This is a genomic window from Ruegeria sp. AG7, assembly GCF_056541545.1.
Genome location: NZ_JBQFYP010000004.1, coordinates 149,372 through 170,071 on the forward strand (window position 1 = coordinate 149,372; position 20,700 = coordinate 170,071).

General features: G+C 60.5%; 19 protein-coding genes. 18 read left to right on the plus strand and 1 reads right to left on the minus strand.

Going from position 1 to position 20,700, the window contains the following annotated elements:
- Positions 1-86: 86 nt before the first annotated feature.
- Positions 87-461, plus strand: coding sequence for a glycine zipper family protein (locus ACR0BF_RS07380; RefSeq protein WP_480475937.1), 375 nt, complete (start codon positions 87-89; stop codon positions 459-461).
- A gap of 23 nt (positions 462-484) precedes the next feature.
- On the opposite strand, the gene ACR0BF_RS07385 is transcribed toward ACR0BF_RS07380, so the two are convergent.
- Positions 485-1,666, minus strand: coding sequence for a BaiN/RdsA family NAD(P)/FAD-dependent oxidoreductase (locus tag ACR0BF_RS07385; protein WP_480624587.1), 1,182 nt, complete (start codon positions 1,664-1,666; stop codon positions 485-487).
- An 839-nt stretch (positions 1,667-2,505) separates the two neighbouring features.
- Between ACR0BF_RS07385 and ACR0BF_RS07390 the strand changes: the two genes are divergently transcribed.
- The 17 genes from ACR0BF_RS07390 to ACR0BF_RS07470 all read left to right on the plus strand — a co-directional run bounded on the left by ACR0BF_RS07390 (position 2,506) and on the right by ACR0BF_RS07470 (position 20,690).
- Positions 2,506-4,329 carry an adenylate/guanylate cyclase domain-containing protein gene (locus ACR0BF_RS07390; protein WP_480516290.1) on the plus strand — a complete coding sequence of 608 codons (1,824 nt, stop codon included), beginning with the start codon at positions 2,506-2,508 and terminating at the stop codon, positions 4,327-4,329.
- 28 nt (positions 4,330-4,357) lie between these two features.
- Positions 4,358-5,524, plus strand: coding sequence for a phosphatase PAP2 family protein (locus ACR0BF_RS07395; protein WP_480624588.1), 1,167 nt, complete (start codon positions 4,358-4,360; stop codon positions 5,522-5,524).
- Between the two features lie 21 nt (positions 5,525-5,545).
- Positions 5,546-7,147 carry a S8 family serine peptidase gene (locus ACR0BF_RS07400; protein WP_480624589.1) on the plus strand — a complete coding sequence of 534 codons (1,602 nt, stop codon included), beginning with the start codon at positions 5,546-5,548 and terminating at the stop codon, positions 7,145-7,147.
- 189 nt (positions 7,148-7,336) lie between these two features.
- Complete coding sequence (gene ftsW, locus ACR0BF_RS07405) at positions 7,337-8,500, plus strand: putative lipid II flippase FtsW (RefSeq protein WP_480624590.1); 1,164 nt, start codon at positions 7,337-7,339, stop codon at positions 8,498-8,500.
- Positions 8,500-9,597, plus strand: a complete 1,098-nt coding sequence (locus ACR0BF_RS07410) for a UDP-N-acetylglucosamine--N-acetylmuramyl-(pentapeptide) pyrophosphoryl-undecaprenol N-acetylglucosamine transferase (RefSeq protein ID WP_480475949.1) — start codon at positions 8,500-8,502, stop codon at positions 9,595-9,597. The genes ftsW and ACR0BF_RS07410 overlap by 1 nt, the downstream gene beginning before the upstream one ends.
- The gene (murC, locus tag ACR0BF_RS07415) at positions 9,594-11,003 is read left to right on the plus strand and encodes a UDP-N-acetylmuramate--L-alanine ligase (protein WP_480493805.1); all 1,410 of its coding nucleotides are present in this window, start codon (positions 9,594-9,596) and stop codon (positions 11,001-11,003) included. Before ACR0BF_RS07410 ends, murC begins: the two co-directional genes overlap by 4 nt.
- A 75-nt stretch (positions 11,004-11,078) precedes the next feature.
- On the plus strand, positions 11,079-11,327 hold the full coding sequence (locus tag ACR0BF_RS07420; RefSeq protein WP_480516296.1) for a DUF2484 family protein: 249 nt from the start codon (positions 11,079-11,081) through the stop codon (positions 11,325-11,327).
- Positions 11,324-11,590: a DUF2484 family protein gene (locus ACR0BF_RS07425; RefSeq protein ID WP_480475955.1), complete on the plus strand. Its 267-nt coding sequence runs from the start codon at positions 11,324-11,326 to the stop codon at positions 11,588-11,590. The genes ACR0BF_RS07420 and ACR0BF_RS07425 overlap by 4 nt, the downstream gene beginning before the upstream one ends.
- Before the next feature lie 24 nt (positions 11,591-11,614).
- Positions 11,615-11,908 (plus strand): hypothetical protein, encoded by a 294-nt coding sequence (locus ACR0BF_RS07430; RefSeq protein ID WP_480624591.1) that lies wholly within the window; start codon positions 11,615-11,617, stop codon positions 11,906-11,908.
- Positions 11,905-12,843, plus strand: a complete 939-nt coding sequence (gene murB / locus ACR0BF_RS07435) for a UDP-N-acetylmuramate dehydrogenase (RefSeq protein WP_480557559.1) — start codon at positions 11,905-11,907, stop codon at positions 12,841-12,843. The genes ACR0BF_RS07430 and murB overlap by 4 nt, the downstream gene beginning before the upstream one ends.
- Before the next feature lie 102 nt (positions 12,844-12,945).
- The gene (locus tag ACR0BF_RS07440) at positions 12,946-13,869 is read left to right on the plus strand and encodes a D-alanine--D-alanine ligase (RefSeq protein WP_480493807.1); all 924 of its coding nucleotides are present in this window, start codon (positions 12,946-12,948) and stop codon (positions 13,867-13,869) included.
- Entirely contained in the window at positions 13,857-14,864 is a 1,008-nt protein-coding gene (locus tag ACR0BF_RS07445; RefSeq protein ID WP_480475959.1) for a cell division protein FtsQ/DivIB, read from the plus strand. Before ACR0BF_RS07440 ends, ACR0BF_RS07445 begins: the two co-directional genes overlap by 13 nt.
- Positions 14,865-14,872: 8 nt before the next feature.
- A complete protein-coding gene (gene ftsA / locus ACR0BF_RS07450; RefSeq protein ID WP_480475961.1) occupies positions 14,873-16,207 on the plus strand; it encodes a cell division protein FtsA in 1,335 nt (444 codons plus the stop codon).
- Positions 16,194-16,613: a hypothetical protein gene (locus tag ACR0BF_RS07455; RefSeq protein ID WP_480624592.1), complete on the plus strand. Its 420-nt coding sequence runs from the start codon at positions 16,194-16,196 to the stop codon at positions 16,611-16,613. Before ftsA ends, ACR0BF_RS07455 begins: the two co-directional genes overlap by 14 nt.
- A 348-nt stretch (positions 16,614-16,961) precedes the next feature.
- Positions 16,962-18,566, plus strand: coding sequence for a cell division protein FtsZ (ftsZ, locus tag ACR0BF_RS07460; RefSeq protein WP_480554080.1), 1,605 nt, complete (start codon positions 16,962-16,964; stop codon positions 18,564-18,566).
- A gap of 213 nt (positions 18,567-18,779) precedes the next feature.
- Entirely contained in the window at positions 18,780-19,700 is a 921-nt protein-coding gene (lpxC, locus tag ACR0BF_RS07465; RefSeq protein ID WP_480475967.1) for a UDP-3-O-acyl-N-acetylglucosamine deacetylase, read from the plus strand.
- 126 nt (positions 19,701-19,826) lie between these two features.
- Complete coding sequence (locus tag ACR0BF_RS07470) at positions 19,827-20,690, plus strand: outer membrane protein assembly factor BamD (RefSeq protein WP_480624593.1); 864 nt, start codon at positions 19,827-19,829, stop codon at positions 20,688-20,690.
- Positions 20,691-20,700: the final 10 nt, after the last annotated feature.

Sequence of the window (20,700 nt, forward strand, 5' to 3'; positions counted from 1 at the left end):
AGTAGATGTGGACATTTTTCAGTCAGATTGACACTTTGTTGGAATTGAGGTTGCGTCACCTTAAGTTCAATAAAGAGGAAGCGGAAATGTCTGCACGCAAAATTCTCTCCATCCTTCCCGTCGTTGCACTGGCCGGGGCCTGTGCCAATAGCGGGGCAAATTATGTTCCTATCATCGACGGGCCTGTGGGGCCGAACTACCAGTCCGATCTGGCCAATTGTCAGGCGCTGGCGCGGTCCCGTCCGACGCTGGACAGCAACACCGCGGGCGCTGCCGCCATCGGCGCGGCCGGTGCTGCGGCAACCACGGCAATTATCGACAACAGCGCCAGCGATCTTGGCCGTGCGGCGGCGGCCGGTGCTCTGGTCGGTGTGGGTGCCAGTGCGATCAGCAACACCCAGAACCAGGAAGTGATCGTGCGCAACTGCATGCGCGGTCGCGGCTACAACGTCGTAGGTTAATGCCGCGCAAACGGAAGTGTAGGTTAATGTCTGGCGGCAATGGCAACACCTGCGGCATGGCCTGATGACCACGCCCATTGAAAGTTGTAGCCGCCAAGCCACCCGGTGACATCCACCGCTTCGCCAATCGCATAGAGGCCAGGGACATCCTTGGCCTCCATCGTTTTCGATGACAGATCATCGGTATCTATTCCGCCCAGTGTGACCTCGGCAGTGCGATACCCTTCGGTTCCCGACGGTACCAGCCGCCAGTCAGACAGGGCCGCGACCAGTTCAGACAGCTTCGCGTCCGACTGATCGGCCAGATTGCCGGACATCGGAATGACTTGGCTCAGATACTCGACCAGCCGGGACGGCAGATGCCGCGCCAGTTCCGTTGTCAGCGCCTTGCGCCCGGCGTTTTGCCGTTGCGCACGCAGCAGATCGAACAGGGGCAGTTCGGGGATCAGGTTCACGCCGATCTCCTCACCTTCGCGCCAAAAAGAGGACAGCTGCAAAACGGACGGCCCGCTGAGGCCGCGATGGGTGAACAACAGCGCTTCGTCAAAACTTGTGCGTTTGTTGGAAAGCCGCACGGGCAGGGAAACACCGGACAGGTCCTTGAACCGGCCATCCGAAAAGGTGAATGGCACCAGCGCCGCGCGGGTGTCGGTCACCCGCAGGCCAAACTGCCGGGCAATGTCATAGGCCAGCCCGGTCGCGCCCATCTTGGGGATGGATTTGCCCCCCGTGGCCAATACCAGATTGGCACAGGTCAGATGCAGGCGCTGCCCCTCACGCTCGACCTCCAGCGCGAATCCGGTGCCATCCTTGCGCAGATCACGCAGCGCGGTCTGCACCCACAGCTCGGCACCGGCGCGGCTCATCTCGTCCAGCAACATCTGGATGATCTGCTTTGAAGAGCCATCACAGAACAACTGCCCCAGCGTTTTCTCATGCCATCCGATGCCGTGCCGGTTCACCAGATCGACAAAATCCCACTGCGTAAACCGGGCCAGCGCGGACTTGCAGAAATGCGGGTTTTGCGACAGGAAGTTGTCCGGGCCTGCATACATATTGGTGAAATTGCACCGACCTCCGCCCGAGATGCGGATTTTCTCGCCCGGCGCCTTGGCGTGGTCGATCACCAGCACCCGCCCACCGCAACGGGCCGCGCACATCATGCCTGCCGCTCCGGCGCCCAATATGATCGTATCGAACCTCATGCACCGCCCTTGGCGTGGATTTTCGGCGATGACAAGGGTGAAACCCGGCGCATCGGGCCTGAGGCAAAGGATTTAGTTGTCAGGTGAATGATTCCCGGAAAATCGGGGCCTGCGGGCGGTGACACCCTTGCACGGGGGCCGGTTTGGGCTGGTTGTCGGGATTTTGCGCGGGTGTTTCGGGGCTGGGCTGGAAGGGTGCAGATCGCAGAAAACTACGTTCGGGTCCGATCAAATTGGGGCACCGTTCAGGTTGTGCAAGGCATCTGATCCCGCCACATGTGGGGCCACCAAACAGGGTGGTGACTGGCTTGACCGGCAGAAACGGTGAGGGCCGGGCAACGTTCGGATACTTTTTGGAGAATCGATTTCCGGTACCTGTCAGCCGCTGTTGCGTCGTACTGTCCGCCCGGTTCAGCGGCAACAGGAAGGTCCAATGCCAAGGACTTGACCGGGGTCAGCCCTCGCGCACTCCTAACGGGAAGTCTTGCCGCATCAGCCCGTCTTGCCCGCCAAGCACCAAGCGCCACAGATGCCGGGTAAATTGGCCAAATTACACCGAAAAATATGTGCAAAAATAAAAATATGTCGACGGAAGTTCACTAAAACAATACAATAACTCTTATTATTTTGAACTTAACGCATTTTAGAAACCAAATCTCATCAGCGGGCCGATTAATGCCTCGTGATTTCCATTCAGGCCCCTGGCCCGTCCCGCGCAATGCAGCGCCATTCACACCCGTCGGCTGCATTTGCAATCGCAACACGCCTCTGATGCGTGCCAGCCCGCCTGTTTTCGGGGTGGCACATTTCAACAAGTTAAAGAGTTCCGAGACACGATCATGGGTATTAATCTGAATTTGAACAATCCAAGCGACCTTCCCAAGGCGCGGCTCAGGGCGATCCTGTTCCTTGATGCATGTGATTACTCTGCCGCCGTCCGCGAGGCCGAGCTTGAAACGCTGGCCAGAATCCGCCGCGATCTGAACTGCGTCAGCGATCTGGTTAACAGCTTTCGGGGCCGGGTGACCGGCCTGACCGGTGACGGGCTATGCGCCGTCTTTCCAAGTGCGCGTGCCGCCGTCGAAACTGCGCTGGGGGTGCAGGATGTCCTGACCCATGCCCCCGACCGGTACGCCAAAGGGTATCGAATTGGGATACATCTGGGCGACACGTTCGAGGTTGACCAGCAGATCATCGGTGACGCCGTGAACACGGCAGCGCGCATCGAAAGCGTCGGGTCGTCCGGCGAGGTTCTGGTCTCAAGCGTTGTGCGCAATGCGCTGCGCGGGCGGCAGGATTTCCTGTTCAACTCGATCGGGCGGCCCAATCTCAAGAATATCGGTGCCTCGCTCGAGCTGTTTAAAGTTGCACGCGCGACAATCGACGTCCCCTATGAGAAGGACGGAAAAGAACAGCCGGTTCCTGTTCCCGCCAACCCAACGGCTTTCCGGTCAGAACAGCTGTCGTTCACCTTACCGCGCCCGAATTTCGTGATCGGTCTGTTGTCTCCGGATGTAGGGGGTGGTTCCGAAACCGCGGCATTCGTGTCCAACATCGTTGCGGAACAGCTGTCCAAATCCCTTACCGAAACCGAAGCGCTTGAGGTTCAGGATTACCGGGTGCCGCAGATTGCGTTCCCGCAGGAACCTTTGTCGGCAGGGCCTGACCTGTTCCTGCAATGCCGCGCCTCGACCTGTGGCAGCATGTTGCAAGTGTCCGCCACAGCAATGCGGTCGGAAGACAGGAAAGTGATCTGGAGCCAGAATGTAGTGGCCGACCAAGGTGACTTTCTGGGTCAAAACTGCTCTGGGCTGACGTCGTTCATCAGTTATGCCACCGACGCCTTGCTGACGGCCTTGCTGAACGGGCGTCACATGCGCGACCCGGCCGCCCATCACGCGGCGAAAACCGCCGTTGCCGCCGTGCATCACCTGCTGACCATGACCGGGCCGGGGCTGGACCAGCTCGAGGCCGATATTCTGGCGGCTTACGAGCTTGATCCCAAGCCGGTCTATCTGGCGTGGCTGGCCTATGTCACGACCTTCAAGGTCGGCGAACGGTACGGTACCTGGGATGCCGCGCTGGAAGCGCAGGCGCGCGATCTGGCCCGCCGCGCGGTCGAGGCTGACCCGGATAACGGCACCGTTCTGGGCCTTGTCGCCCACGTGCACTCCTACGTGTTCCGAGAGTTTTCGGTGGCGCAGGATCTGGTCGACCGCGCGCTCGAGCTCAGCCCTTATCGGGCGATGAGCTGGGATTCAGCCGCCATGCTCTATTGCTACACGGATCGTCCGGCGCTGGCGGTTGAAGCCGCGCAGAAGGCAAGGCTTATCGGGCGGCACAGCCCATACCGGCACCTGTTCGACGGGGCCGGTTGCGTCGCCGCGCTGGTCAATGGCGAGTTCGAGAAATCCATCAGGTTCGGAGAATCCGTGATGGAGGTTCAGCCGCAGTTCAAAACCGTCATGCGCTATCTGGCTGCGGCTTACGGGCACGCAGGTGACCGGCAGCGAGGCGAGTTCGCCTTGCAGCGGCTGACCAACTTGGAACCGGACATGTCGCTGGCCTGCATCCAGCAAGACCGGTTCCCGGTGCCAACACGGTTCAGCGCGCAACTGATGGAAAGCGGCCTGTCCAGGATCGGATTGCCGCAACACGCTTGAAGTAGGGGTAAAAGTAGGGGGTTTACTTATGTCTTACGTTTCCACGCTCAACGGTTTTGGCATGATGGTCCGACGTGGTGAGCTGATCTCGTGCAAAGTAATCAGATTGATGAACCTTGCCAGAAACTCCAGAGGCCTCAGCACCACATCGGGAGAGAACCGATCAGCGCTGGACAACTTCATTTACGACGCGCAGCGGAAAACCTTTATTGAATACCTCAATGTTATCCATGAACTGAATCCCGAGTTGGTGGATAATAGGAAACTGCGCGACCTTACTGATTTCATGGAGAACGAAGAGTTCATTGATCCCTTCAGATCCGACAGCCGCGTAAAAGATGCAAAAGACGATGAGATCGGGAAACGTTCTGCCCTCGGCGCGGCCTCAATCGCGATGAGCGCATCTTCGGCGTTTGCTTTGAATCGAAACAGGAATCGCAACAGAAACCGCAATCGCAACAGAAACCGCAACCGAAACAGAAACCGCAATCGCAACCGGAACCGCAGCGATTTTGACTTTGGCGGTAGTGATGCCTCCTTCGGCTGGCGCGAGATGCGCGATCTGTGCCGGATCGGAATGCTGCCCGCATCCGGTCTGCTGGGCAAGGTCTGGGAAAACATCGACCTTCTGCCGCCACCGGGCCCTGACGAAAGCATGAAGGAAACCGAATACCTGCTGATCCTGCAAGGTCGGCTCAAATGGTCAAATCAGGCGACACGGCGCGAGGAAATCGTGGCGCAGGCTGGCTTTGGTATTGATGACTATCTTAGCCCGCTGGGCATTGACGAGCAGGGTGGCTTTGATGCGACACGTGCGCTGATGACGATCCTGCTGGAACTGACGAATGAGATTGGCCTGACCTACAAGAACCGCTTCAGCCGGCCCAGACCCAATATCATCCAGCCGCTGATCCGGCCCTTTATCACGGTGCCTTTTCATGCGGCTTACCCCTCGAACCACTCCTACCAATCCTTCGCGATTGCCGAACTGTTCTCGCGGCTGATCCCTGAACATCCGGGCACTGTCGCTTTGTTCCACCGCGCCCAGCGGATTGCTGAAAACCGCGAATGGGCTGGTCTGCACTACCCAAGCGACACAGCCGCCGGGCGAAGTCTGGCCAGAAAAACTGTGGCTTACCTGACCGAGGTTCTGGACGAACTGATGGACGAAGCACAAGACGAATGGCTGGGTTAAGGATCAACGCGAGGTGACGAAATGACCGCAGGAAACGAAGACTACGCACGATATTACTATCTCTGGCATCTGGTCGCGATCAAAGCCTTGACCGTCAAGGCGCCCCCGCCCGCTGACGGAGAGACCTGCCCGGAAATCGACAGCGCGATCTGGGATTTCACAGGCCCTGCTCTGGACGAGGCGAAAATCGCCCTGATCGACATGGGCGTGGCCCCGCATCACCCAAACCTGAAAGCGCCGGACACCGGACCGGTTCCGGCGGACAGGGTCATTCGGGACGACGCCCTTGATCTGGCCAGCCACCCGTTCGGCGTCAAATACATCGACCGGTCGACTGTTGCGGCAGGGGCCGAGCATATCGAAGAACAGGTGCAACATCTGTCGGGCATTCAGGACCCCTTGGGCATTCCGGGCCTGACCTCTCAGGAACGGCGGGTGATTGCCGGGCTGAGGTCGGGTTTTGGCGTCAAACGTTACATCGATGCCTATGACGATCGCTATGCCGGGCACGGCACCAGCTGTGCCGGGCTGGCCTGCGGAACCAGCTTTGCAGCCGATCAATTCGGCAATACCGGCAATATCGCGGCGTATTACGGGGTCGATCCCAAAAGCAGGATTATTCCGATCACGACGTCGATCTCGCCCAGCCCGGAAGAATTGATTGCGGCGTTTCTTTATGCCCTCCACAAAGGCGCGCATGTCATCCTGTTTCCGCGCGATGCCGCGAACCCTGCTCATTGGCCGGGATATAGATTTCGCCCTGCCACTGGCACCGAGCCGTTCTATCCGGGTCTGGACTCGCACGAAAAGACCCGCCTGCACGAGACGAGGCGCGACGAACCCGACGGCGACGCGCGCGACATCTCGATGGCATGGTCGGCGCTGGACAAGATCATCAAATGGGTCAGCACGAGAATTCCGGTGGTCTGTGCCGCTGGCAATGACGGTCGAAGCGAGTTGATTTATCCTGCCAGCTTGTCTGGTGATCCAACCAACGGGATCATCTCGGTGGGGGCCGTCAACTATAATGGCACCCGGTCCGGGTATTCGAACTACTCTGCTGATCTGACCGTTTCCGCCCCCTCGGATGACGGTGAGATATACAACCGCTATCAAATTCGTCTGGACCGTGATGCAGCCTCGGCCACTGACTTCCATCTGGAAAACCCGAAACATCACCTGAAACGCGACGGCAGTGGTGACGCGATCCCGATTGTCGATTTCGCATCTCAACGGTTGGTGACGTTGGATGTGCCCGGCCCGCGGGGCTATGTCGAAGGCAGCCTTGCCGCGGCTGTCGAAACCCGAAAAAAGGCTGTGGATGATCCTGCCGGGCTTTATACTGAATTCGGCGGAACTTCGGGGGCCTCGGCCCTCGTTGCAGGGGCGATCGCGATGATGCAGCGAAAGTCGCCCAATGTTCTCAATGGTGTGCAGATCAAAGCCATCTTCAAGAACCTCGAAACATCTGCAACGCGTTTCGACAACACCCACTGGTATTGGTCCTCTGCCGCAGGAACCCTGCAAGCTGACGCGATCAACGGTTACACGCCACCCCCCAGGGCCGAACTGTTCGGTGTGGCGGGGTTGCTGGATGTGCCGCTGCTGCTGACCAAAGTCTGACAGCCCGCAGCCTTCCGCCCGGTGGCCGTCGCAACACGGCTGACCGGCGGTTCGGGTGTGCGGCACGGGTCTTGGGCGGGAAATCCCGATTTGCCCGCGAACAGGCTGGCCTGATCGCCAAATTGCATGTAGACTTTCAGCCAGATCCCGAAAACGGGGCGTTAACGAGGCAGAGAGTGGCGGTATCTCATGACTGAGATGGTGTATGGCGCGGTCCTGGACCAGCGCGGAGAACCGATTCTACCGAAATGGTGGCGTACTATCGATCGCTGGACGATGTCCTGCGTTCTGATCCTGTTTACCATCGGACTGTTGCTGGGGCTGGCCTCTTCGCCGCCGCTGGCCGGTCGTAACGGGTTCGATCCCTTCCATTATGTCGAGCGCCAGGCCTTCTTTGGCGGATTGGCGCTGATCGCGATGCTGCTGACCTCGATGATGTCTCCAACCTTGGTGCGGCGTCTGGCCGTTCTGGGTTTTCTGGGGGCCTTCGTCGCTCTGGTCTTCCTGCCGGTGTTTGGAACGGATTTCGGCAAAGGCGCGGTGCGCTGGTATTCACTGGGCTTTGCCTCGCTGCAACCGTCCGAGTTTCTGAAACCCGGCTTTGTCGTCGTGGCTGCATGGCTGCTGGCCGCCTCGCAGGAAATCAACGGTCCTCCGGGGCGGTTGTGGTCCTTTGCGCTCTGCATGGCCATCGTGGCCATGTTGGTGATGCAACCCGATTTCGGTCAGGCCTGCCTGATCCTGTTCGGCTGGGGCGTCATGTATTTCGTGGCCGGGGCACCGATGCTGCTGTTGCTAGGCATGGCCGGTGTTGTCGTTTTGGGCGGGATGTTGGCCTATTCGAATTCCGAACACTTTGCCCGCCGCATCGACGGCTTTCTGAATCAAGAGGTCGATCCGACCACCCAGCTTGGCTATGCCACCAACGCCATCCGCGAAGGTGGCTTGTTCGGCGTCGGCGTAGGGGAGGGGCAGGTGAAATGGTCGCTGCCCGATGCCCATACCGATTTCATCATCGCCGTCGCGGCCGAGGAATACGGCCTGATCCTCGTCATGATCATCATTGCGCTATACGCGCTGATCGTCGTGCGCTCGCTGCTGCGGCTGATGCGCGAACGCGACATGTTCATCCGTCTGGCCGGTACCGGTCTGGCCTGCATGTTTGGCGTTCAGGCGATGATCAACATGGGTGTTGCGGTACGTCTGTTGCCCGCCAAAGGCATGACTTTGCCGTTCGTCAGCTATGGCGGCTCGTCGCTGATTGCAGGCGGTATTGCCGTCGGCATGCTGCTGGCCTTCACCCGAAACCGCCCACAGGGCGAACTTGGCGATATTCTGCGCGGACGAGGATAATGGGGAACCCTTACCTGTTGATTGCGGCTGGCGGCACCGGGGGCCATATGTTCCCCGCTCAGGCGCTGGCCGAGGCGATGCTGCACAAGGGCTGGCGCGTGCGCCTGTCCACCGACCCGCGCGGTGCGCGCTATACCGGCGGCTTTCCCCATTCGACTGAAATTGTCGAGGCGTCCTCGGCCACCTTCGCCCGTGGCGGTCTGGCGGCCAAGGCGATGGTTGGCCCGATTATCGCTGGTGGTGTCACCAGCATGGTCTTCCAGATGATGCGCGACAAACCCGATGTTGTCGTAGGCTTTGGCGGTTATCCCTCGATCCCGGCGCTGGGCGCAGCGACCCTGCTGAAAGTTCCGCGGATGATCCATGAACAGAACGGGGTACTGGGCCGCGTGAATCAGCTGTTTGCAACCCGCGTTGCACAGGTGGCCTGCGGCGTCTGGCCGACGGATCTGCCTGAAGGCGCGCATGGCATCCACACTGGCAACCCGGTACGTGCCGCGGTTCTGGACCGCGCCGCCGCCGGGTATATCCCGCCGGGTGACTATCCGATGTCGGTTCTGGTGATGGGCGGCTCGCAGGGTGCGCGCATCCTCAGCGATATGGTGCCCGGTGCGATTGCCGCGCTGCCCCAAGACCTTCGCGCGCATATCCGTGTCTCGCATCAGGCGCGGGATGAAGATGGCGAACGGGTCAGCGCATTCTACCAAGATCATGGTATCCGCGCCGACGTTCAGCCCTTCTTCGATGACATTCCCCGCCGCATGTCGGATGCGCAGCTTGTGATCTCGCGCTCGGGCGCGTCCAGCGTGGCCGATATCTCGGTCATCGGTCGCCCTTCGATCCTGATCCCGTTTGCTGCTGCCGCCGGGGATCATCAGACCGCCAACGCGCGCGGGCTGGTCCAGGCCGGCGGGGCCATCATGATCCCGGAAAATGCGCTTGACGTTCCCACGCTGACACAGCAAATCACCACGGTTCTCACGAACCCCGAAGCTGCACAGAAAATGGCCCATGGTGCCCTGTCGGTCGGGGCGCCCGATGCCACCCAGCGTCTGGTCGCTCTGGTCGAGCAGCTGGCGCAGAAGGAGACCACATGAACCCAGCAACCAAACTGCCGCAGGACGTAGGGCCGATCCACTTCGTGGGCATCGGCGGGATTGGCATGTCGGGCATCGCCGAGGTGCTGCTGAACCTGGGGTATCAGGTGCAGGGCTCCGATTTGAAAGCCTCGAAGATCACCGACCGGCTGGCCAGTTTGGGAGCCGAGATTTTCGTCGGCCAGCGCGCCGAAAACCTTGAAAACGCCGCCGTCGTGGTGGTCTCGACCGCAATCAAACCGGGCAACCCGGAACTGGACCAAGCCCGCGCCCGAGGGCTGCCGGTTGTCCGCCGCGCCGACATGCTGGCTGAACTGATGCGCCTGCGCTCGAACATTGCCATTGCCGGAACACACGGCAAGACCACCACGACGACCATGATGGCCGAACTGATGGTGGCCGGCGATTTCGATCCGACCGTGATCAATGGCGGCATCATCCACGCCTATGGATCGAACGCGCGGATGGGGCAGGGCGAATGGATGGTGGTCGAAGCCGACGAGAGCGATGGCTCGTTCAACCGCCTGCCCGCAACCATTGCCATTGTCACCAATATCGACCCCGAGCATATGGAACATTGGGGTGATTTCGACAGGCTGCGCGACGGCTTCTACGAATTCGTGTCGAACCTGCCGTTCTACGGTCTGGCCGTCTGCTGCACCGATCATGCCGAGGTTCAGGCCCTTGTCGGCCGCATCACCGACCGCCGCGTGCGCACCTATGGGTTCAACGCGCAGGCGGATGTGCGGGCTGTGAACCTGACCTATAAGGGCGGCGTGGCGCATTTCGACATCCACCTGCAATACGAAGACAAGATGATCGAAGGCTGCACCCTGCCGATGCCCGGCGATCACAACGTCTCAAACGCGCTGTCCGCTGTGGCTGTCGCCCGCCATCTGGGCATGAAAGCTGCGGAAATCCGCGATGCGCTGGCCAATTTCGGCGGCGTCAACCGTCGCTTTACAAAGGTCGGAGAAATCGACGGTGTCACCATCATCGACGATTACGGCCACCACCCGGTTGAAATCGCAGCTGTTCTCAAGGCTGCCCGTCAGGCGACCGAAGGCCGCGTGATTGCGGTGCATCAGCCGCACCGCTATTCGCGCCTGTCCAACCTGTTTGATGATTTCTGCACCTGCTTCAACGACGCCGATGTTGTGGCGATTGCCGAGGTTTTTGCCGCTGGCGAAGACCCGATCGAAGGTGCCTCGCGCGACGATCTGGTGCAGGGCCTGATCCGTCACGGCCACCGCCACGCCCGTGCGCTGCTGGATGAAGACGATCTCGAACGCCTCGTGCGCGAACAGGCCCGTCCGGGCGACATGGTCGTCTGCCTCGGGGCCGGTACGATCAGCGCCTGGGCCAACGGCTTGCCCGAGAGATTGCAAAGAAAACAAGCTGTTTGACGCGTCATTTGTTTGTCGCACAACTTAAAAGTGTGATACTCTGACTGCAGCAGTCGCGTGTCCTCGGAGGGGCGAATGGACTATTCGATGATCTTTGCAGCGCTTTGGGTGATCTGCGCCACCATCGTGGCAATGTTGCCGATGCGGCTGCAATTCCCGCCGGGGTTTGTCCTGCTGATCTGCGCACCAGTGCTGGTCGTGTGGCTTGGGTATGTCCATGGCTGGTTCTGGTCGGTCGCGGCATTTGCCGGGTTCGTGTCGATGTTTCGCAACCCCATCCGGTATTACTGGCGCAAATGGACAGGGCACGAGGTCGCGGAATGACATGGTCTATCGCTCTGGCGGCCCTGTGGGGCTTTGCCGCCAACATCCTTGCGCTGATCCCCAGTACCGACAACCACTGGACGCGCGCCTATATCCTGATCATCGTGGGCATTCCCATCGTCGGCTATGTCACCTATGAAAACGGCCCCTGGATCGGTTTGCTGGTGCTGGCAATGGGCATGTCCGTGCTGCGCTGGCCGGTGATTTATCTGACCCGTTGGACAAAGGCGAAAATGCAGGGCATGAAGGCGGCCAAAGAATAACCGGCCAACTTCAGGAGATCTGTCATGGCGACAATCGCCACATTTGCCTATCTACCGCTCGTTTCCTTCGTTCTGGGTGCCGTTGCCGGGTTTACGGCGGGCCGCTGGCTTGGCCTGCGCAGCCTTCTGTGGCTGATCGGGCTGACATCCGCGGTTGGTCTGGGGCTGATCGTCGTGCTGGCCGGTGTCGGAACGGGTGAAGAAGACAAGGCGTTCGGCCCGCTGGTCTGGTTGACTGCCGGCGTACTCCCCTTCCTTTTTGCCGCAATCATGGGCGGGGTCGGTGGGCGCAGCCTGGCGGTGCGCGCGACTACATGACACGGCTTCCCCCTGTCCTTCCTGACGTCCGGGGCCGCCTGTCCAAAGCGCGTAACCTGTCTGACCTCACATGGCTCCGCGTCGGTGGGCCGGCGGATTACCTGTTTCAACCTGCCGATATCGAAGACTTGCAGGCCTTCCTGCGCGATCTGCCGGATGGTGTGCCGGTCTTCCCGATGGGGGTCGGCTCGAACCTCATCGTGCGCGATGGTGGCTTGCGGGCCGTGGTGATCCGGCTGGGGCGCGGGTTCAACGCCATCTCGGTTGAGGGCAATACGGTCATCGCGGGCGCTGCCGCACTGGACGCGCATGTTGCGCGCAAGGCCGCGGATGCGGGCGTGGACCTGACCTTTCTGCGCACCATCCCCGGCTCGATCGGGGGCGCGGTGCGGATGAATGCGGGCTGTTATGGCAGCTACACGGCGGACGTGCTGCGCAAGGCCACCATTGTCACCCGGCAGGGCGACCTGCGGGACCTGACGCCCGAGGATCTGAACTTTCGCTATCGCCAGTCCGACCTGCCCGAAGGCGCCGTTCTGATTTCGGCCACGTTCGAAGGCCCGTCCGGCGATCCCGATGACCTTCACGCCCGAATGGAAGCGCAACTGAAAAAGCGTGACGAAACCCAACCCACCAAGGACCGCAGCGCCGGATCGACCTTCCGCAACCCGGCCGGGTTTTCCTCGACCGGGCAGGCTGATGACGTGCATGACCTCAAGGCGTGGAAAGTGATCGACGATGCGGGAATGCGCGGTGCGGCACGCGGCGGGGCACAGATGAGCCCGAAACACTCGAACTTCCTGATCAATACCGGCACCGCTACCGCTGACGACCTCGAAGGTCTGGGCGAAGAGGTGCGAAAAAAGGTTTACGAAACAAGCGGCATCACGCTAGAGTGGGAAATCATGCGGGTCGGTGATCCGCTAAAAGAATAAAGCCCCGACCGTCAGACCAAAACAGGCAAATTCAGGCGACGGATCAAAGGCATAAACGCAGTACGGACCACCACATAAGGTCCGGGGACATTGAGGCGCACATTGGGTATGTCGAGCAGGACAAACCCCAAAGTGGCGGTATTGATGGGCGGCCCCTCGGCGGAACGCGAGGTGTCTCTCAGCTCTGGGCGCGAATGCGCAGCCGCCCTTGTGGGAGAAGGCTTTGAAGTGGTCGAACTGGACGCAGGTCCCGACCTCTATGCGCGCCTGTTGGATATTCAGCCGGATGTGGTTTTCAACGCCCTGCATGGCCGCTGGGGCGAGGATGGCTGCGTGCAGGGGATGCTGGAATGGATGCGTATCCCCTATACCCATTCGGGCGTTCTGGCCTCGGCCCTTGCCATGGACAAGCAACGCAGCAAGGACGTCTATCAGGCCGAAGGTCTGCCCGTTGTCCCCAGTGTGATCGTCCCGCGGGCCGAAGTGACCCGCGCCCATGTGATGGAACCGCCCTATGTGGCCAAGCCCAATAACGAAGGGTCCAGTGTCGGCATCTACATCGTTCACGAAAACGCCAACGGCCCGCCGCAGCTGTCCGAAGACATGCCCGACCAGATCATGGTCGAGAAATACGTGGCCGGGCGCGAGCTGACCGTGACCGTCATGGGCGACCGCGCCCTGACCGTGACCGAGATCATGACCGATGGCGGCTGGTACGATTATGACGCCAAGTACAAACCCGGCGGATCATGGCACGTGGTCCCCGCCGATATCCCGCAGGATATCTTTGATCGCTGTATGGATTATGCCTTGCGCGCGCATGATGCTTTGGGCTGCAAGGGTGTCAGCCGCACCGATTTTCGCTGGGATGACAGCGCGGGTGCTGATGGGCTGTTTCTGCTGGAAACCAATACCCAGCCGGGCATGACACCCACCTCGCTGGCCCCGGAACAGGCCGCGCATATGGGCATGACATTTGGTCAGCTCTGCGCCTGGATGGTTAAGGACGCCTCATGCAACCGTTAATCGCCAGCCGCTCTCTGGAAATCCATCGCACCAAGCCCCTTGCCGGGCCGGATGCCGATTTTGCCTCGGCAGATACGGAACCGCATGACACCCAGCCCATTCTGCGTCTGCGCGGGGCGCGGGTGTTTTCCCGCACCGCACGCCGCAGCGATCCGGCCCCGTCGCGCCTCAGCTATCGTCTTCAGCGCTGGATGCTGACACCGGGCATCCGTCTGGGCGTCAAGCTTGGCCTGCCGATCTGCGCCATTGCCGCGGCAGTTGGCGTCTATTTTGCCTCTCAGGAACGGCGCGAAGCGCTTGGTACCTATATTGCCGATATTCGCACCTCGATTCAGGAACGCCCCGAGTTCATGGTCAACCTGATGGCCATCGACGGGGCAGGCACCAGCCTGTCCGATGATATCCGCGAGGTCGTGCCTCTGGATTTCCCGATCAGTTCCTGGGATCTGGATGTCGAACAGATGCGCGACACGATCACCGGGCTTGATCCGGTGAAATCGGCAACCGTACGTATCCGTCCGGGCGGCATCCTTCAGGTCAACGTGGTCGAGCGTCAGCCCGTGATTGTCTGGCGGACGCATGACGGGCTCGAACTGCTCGACGAGACCGGCGCGCATGTCAAGGAAACCACCTCTCGCAAGGACCATGCCGACCTGCCGCTGATCGCGGGCGCGGGCGCGGATGCACATGTGGCACAGGCGCTCGAGATCTTTCAGACCGCCCGCAGCCTGGGCAATCGTGTGCGCGGGCTGGTGCGCGTGGGTGAACGGCGCTGGGATCTGGTCCTGGACCGTGGCCAGCGCATCATGCTGCCGACCGAGCGCCCGGTGCGCGCGCTGGAACGCGTGCTTGCGGTGAACGAGGTGCAGGACCTTCTGGAACGCGACGTGGCCGTGGTCGACATGCGCCTTGGCCAGCGTCCCACCATCCGAATGACCAAAGCCGCCAGCGAAGACTGGTGGAATACAAAAGTGACACTGAGTAACGGGCAGTAACGAGCATGATGACCGATCTTTATCAGTCCCAACGCGCCATGCGTCAAATGCGGCGCCAGGCATTGCAACGCGGTGTGATCGCGATTCTGGATGTGGGCAGTTCCAAGATTGCCTGCCTCGTTCTGCGTTTTGACGGATCGGGCCGGCTGAGTGAAGATAACACCATCGGCTCAATGGCGGGGCAGACGGGGTTTCGGGTTATCGGGGCCGCAACGACACGTTCGCGCGGCGTACAGTTTGGCGAAGTCACCGCCATGCAGGAAACCGAACGCGCCATCCGCACCGCGCTTCAGGCCGCACAGAAGATGGCCGATATTCGCGTCGATCACGTCATCGCCTGTTTCTCGGGGGCCAACCCGCGCTCTTACGGGCTGGACGCACAGGTTGATCTGGATGGCCAGCTGGTGACCGAGGCCGAAGTGGGTCGTGTTCTGAACGCCTGCGACGTTCCGGATTACGGCGACGGGCGCGAGGTGCTGCACGCACAGCCGGTCAACTTTGCGCTCGACAACCGCTCGGGCCTGATCGACCCGCGCGGGCAGATGGGCCAAAGTCTTGCGGTCGATATGCACATGCTGACCGTCGATGCGATGGCGATCCAGAACATCGTGCGCTGTATCAAACGCTGCGATTTGGAACTCGCCGGGATTGCGAACTCGGCCTACGTCTCGGGAATTTCCGCGCTGGTCGAGGATGAGCAGGAACTCGGCGCGGCCTGTATCGACATGGGCGGCGGTACCACCAGCGTTTCGATCTTCATGAAGAAACACATGATCTATGCCGATTGCGTGCGTATGGGCGGCGATCACGTGACCGCTGATATCTCGATGGGGTTGGGTGTGCCCGCGGCAGTTGCGGAGCGGATCAAGACGTTCAATGGCGGCGTTCATGCGACCGGCGCTGATGACCGCGACATGATCGATATCGGCGGCGATACCGGTGACTGGGAACACGACCGCCGCACGGTCAGTCGGGCCGAACTGATCGGCATCATGCGTCCGCGCGTCGAGGAAATTCTAGAAGAGGTCCGCGTGCGTCTGGATGCGGCCGGGTTTGAACACATGCCAAGCCAGCAGATCGTTCTGACCGGTGGCGGCAGTCAGATCATGGGGCTGGACGGTCTGGCGACCCGCATCCTTGGTCAACGCGTGCGTCTGGGCCGCCCGCTGCGAGTGCATGGCCTGCCGCAATCGGCGACAGGACCGGCGTTCTCGTCCTCAGTGGGGCTCAGCCTGTTTGCGGCGCACCCGCAGGACGAATGGTGGGATTTCGAGATCCCGGTCGACACCTATGCCGCGCGCCCGTTCAAGCGGGCCGTCCGGTGGTTCCGTGACAATTGGTAGCCCCCTGTGCCGGGCCGCCTTGTGTGCGGCCCTGTTGCCGGGATGGGTTTCGGCCCAGACCATCATCACGCCCGAGGCATTTCTGGACGCCGCCGTCGGCAAAACGCTCACGTTCCATGAGATTCGCAGCGGCTATTTCGTCGGGACTGAGCAATTTCTGAACCGTCACGCTTCGGTTTGGCGACAAGAGGGGCAGGGCTGTGTCTATGGGCAGATCACCACGCCAAACGGTCAAATCTGCTTTCTCTATGACAATGATCCGGATGGTATTCCCGTCTGCTGGTGGCCCTTCCTGCACGAAGGCCGTCTGATGGTGCGTCTGGCCTCGTTTGCAGAAAGTGAAATCCAGGAGGTGCGCAGCATCACCGAAACCAGCCTGAACTGTCCAAGTTCGCCGCTCAGTTGAAAAATCCGGTTGCGGCGCGCCGATTTATCCCTCAAGATATCCACAAGGTCCGGCAGAGGCCTCGCGGCAGGACCTGAGCAGTTTTCCGCAGTGTAAATGATGGTCGACCAAAGCGTGACGAACGGCTGAGTCCTCGCGCCGGGGTCGTCTGCCTTGTGATGGTCGCCGCTGTTTCCGCTATATCTGGCAGTACCTGCGAAATGCCGCCGGTTTCTGCCTTATTTCCTCCATATTTTGTGGTGAATCGCGATTTTTGACGTGACCTTTTCGCATCAGCCCGCTAGAATCGAGCAAGGATAGGTAAGAAAAATACCGCTTTGGCGGAACATAAATACAGGCGGACAGAGCATGACATTGAATCTTTCGATGCCCGGGCAAGACGAACTGAAGCCTCGGATTACAGTATTTGGCGTTGGCGGTGCGGGCGGTAACGCTGTCAACAACATGATTGAAAAACAGCTGGACGGCGTCGATTTTGTCGTCGCCAACACTGACGCGCAGGCACTGCAGCAAAGCCAGTCCTCGGCGCGGGTGCAACTGGGTGTGAAGGTCACCGAAGGTTTGGGGGCAGGGGCCCGCCCGGCCGTGGGTGCCGCTGCTGCCGAAGAAAGCATCGAACAGATCGTCGACCATCTGGCAGGCGCGCATATGTGCTTTATCACCGCGGGTATGGGCGGCGGCACCGGCACCGGCGCCGCTCCGATCATCGCGCAGGCCGCGCGTGAGCTGGGTGTGCTGACCGTGGGTGTCGTAACCAAGCCCTTCCAGTTCGAAGGTGCCAAGCGGATGCGTCAGGCCGAGGACGGTGTTGAGGCACTGCAAAGGGTCGTCGACACGCTGATCATCATTCCGAACCAGAACCTGTTCCGCCTCGCCAATGAAAAGACTACCTTTACCGAGGCGTTCTCGATGGCCGACGATGTCCTGTATCAGGGTGTCAAAGGCGTAACCGACCTGATGGTGCGTCCGGGCCTGATCAACCTCGACTTTGCGGATGTACGCGCCGTGATGGACGAGATGGGCAAAGCCATGATGGGCACCGGTGAGGCAACTGGCGAAGACCGCGCCATTCAGGCGGCGGAAAAAGCCATCGCCAACCCGCTGCTGGACGAAATCAGCCTCAAGGGCGCCAAGGGTGTACTGATCAACATCACCGGTTCGCACGACCTGACCCTGTTCGAGCTGGACGAAGCCGCCAACCGCATCCGCGAGGAAGTGGACCCCGAGGCGAACATCATCGTCGGCTCGACGCTGGATACCGCGATGGAAGGCGGCATGCGCGTGTCGGTTGTTGCGACCGGCATCGACGCCACCGAGAAAACGGCTGATATCCCGGTCGCGCGCCGCTCGATGTCCGAGCCGCTGACCCGCACCGTTTCGGCCGAAGAATACGGTCGCGAAGAAGCGCCCGCAGCCGCCGAAATGGCAGAGCCCGCGCCGCAGATGGAAGAGGACCGCGAACCTTCGTTGTTTGAAGCCGCGGAAGAGCCCGCCCAGCCGAAGTTCCAGCCGTTTGATGAACGGGATGAGGACGATCTGCCGCCACCGGCCTATCAGCCGCGCGTCGCCGAATTCGAGCCGCAGCCCGAGCAAATAGAACCGGCGCCCGAGGCTTTTGTTGCCCCGCGCGCGCCTGTCGCAGGCACCCCGTCGCCCGAAGCGCTCCAGCGTTTGCAGGCAGCGGTTCAGAAGGTTCCCTCGGCAGCTCAGCGCGCCGCAGCGCCCCGCCCGCAAGCGGCGGTTTCGCATCACGAACCCGAAGAACGCTCGCGGTTTGGCTTCAATCGGCTGATCGACCGGATGACCGGGCACGCCTCTGATACACCGGCCCATCCGCCGCGTCAGCAGCCCGTTCTGCGCCAGTCCGAGGCCACGGCACCGATTCACGATGAGGCCGACCCGGATCAGGATCGTATCGAAATTCCAGCCTTCCTGCGCCGTCAGGCCAACTGATCGCGGTAACAAAATCCACTCACGGGGTCGCCATTTGGCGGCCCTAATTCTTTTTAAAACAGTGGCTTACGAACGGGTAAGCAGGGTTTTGCCGATCTGTTACATACATGTTTCATTCGGTTACAAAGAGTGAGTTGAGCCTTGACGCGGGCTTCCTTAACTGAGTGTCCAACACAGCCCCAGCAGGCTGGACACCACTCGCCGAGGCCCATTTTGCAACATACGCTCAAATCTCCGGTCACGTTTAAAGGCGTCGGGCTGCACAGCGGCAAGCCTGCGACCATGATCCTGAAACCGGCAGCAGCTGGTCATGGCATCTGGTTCAAACGGACGGATATCCATCTGGGCGATGCGATGATCCCGGCGATCTATCACGTGGTCGAACGGACCCCGCTTTGCACCCGTCTGGTGAATGATGCCGGGGTGTCGGTATCCACCATCGAACATATCATGGCAGCTTTGGCCGGGTGCGGCGTTCACAACGCACTGATTGAAATCGACGGCCCCGAAGTTCCGATCATGGACGGGTCTTCGATCGATTTCGTACGCGGCATCATGGCCCGAGGCGTGCGCCGTCAGGCCAGCCCGGTGCTGGCCTATGAGGTGCTGAAGACCGTCACCGCATCGCGTGAAGGGGCCAGCGCAAGCATCGCACCTGCGGATGGGCTGATCATCGATTTCCACATCGATTTCAAAGACAGCGCAATCGGCAGCCAGACCAAGACGCTGGATATGCGCAACGGGTCGTTCGCGCGCGAACTCAGCGATTGCCGCACCTTCTGCCGCCGCATTGATGTTGAAGCCATGCGCGAACACGGGCTGGCCCTGGGCGGTACTCTGGATAACGCCGTGGTCGTGCAGGGCAGCGAGGTTCTGACGCCCGGCGGGTTCCGCCGCGTCGACGAAGCCGTGCGCCACAAGATGCTGGATGCTCTGGGTGACCTCTATCTGGCAGGCGGGCCGATTCTGGGCCGTTTCACGGGCGACAAGTCGGGTCATTCGCTGACCAACACATTGCTGCGCAATCTGTTTGAAACGCCCGGCGCGGTGCGCCCGGTTCTGTGCACGCCGGAACAGGCCGCACGCCTGCCCGGGCAGGGCTTGATCGTAAACGAAATTCCCGAAGTCGCCTGATCAGATCAACTCTGACGACATTTGCGCCAGATGTTGCATAAGGCGTTTTGCACCGGAATATTCTGTGCTAGACCATGGCTCAATTCGGGGCGAACCCCATTAAGTAAGACGACAAGGATGGGCGGTATGGTTGGCAGCAAAGCGGCAGTCAGATTCGCAGGCGCGGTTCTTCTGGCAGCAGTTTTGACGGCATGTGGAAACGCAGGCGGCCTTTTTGGCAACAAGGGCGCGGACCGGGATCAGAATCTGGAAGGGTTCACACCGGAACAGATCTACACCCGTGGCGAATACGAACTGTCGCAGAATCGCTCGGATGACGCGGCCTGGTATTTCTCCGAGGTCGAGCGTCTGTATCCCTATTCCGACTGGGCCAAGCGTGCGCTGATCATGCAGGCGTTCTCTTTCCATTCCGACAAGAACTACGAAGAAAGCCGGGCCGCGGCCCAGCGGTATATCGACTTCTATCCAACGGACGAAGACGCGGCCTATGCCCAGTATCTGCTGGCGCTCAGCTATTACGACCAGATTGACGAGGTCGGGCGCGATCAGGGGCTGACCTTTCAGGCGCTGCAATCGCTGCGCACCGTGATCGAGGTTTATCCCGACAGCGAATATGCCACCTCGGCAGTGTTGAAATTCGATCTGGCCTTTGACCACCTGGCCGGCAAAGAGATGGAGATCGGGCGCTATTACCTGCGTCAGGATCACTTTGCCGCGGCCATCAACCGCTTCCGCGTCGTGGTCGAGGATTTCCAGACCACGTCCCACACCGCCGAAGCGCTTTATCGTTTGGTCGAGGCTTATCTTTCCCTCGGCCTGCTGGATGAGGCGCAAACCGCAGGTGCCATCCTTGGCTACAACTACCAATCCTCGGAATGGTATGACGATGCGTACAAGCTGCTGACCTCACGCGGGCTTCAGCTCAAGAGCCGTGGCAACAACTGGCTCAGCACGATCTATCGTCAGACCATCAAGGGTGAGTGGTTGTAATCGCCATGGC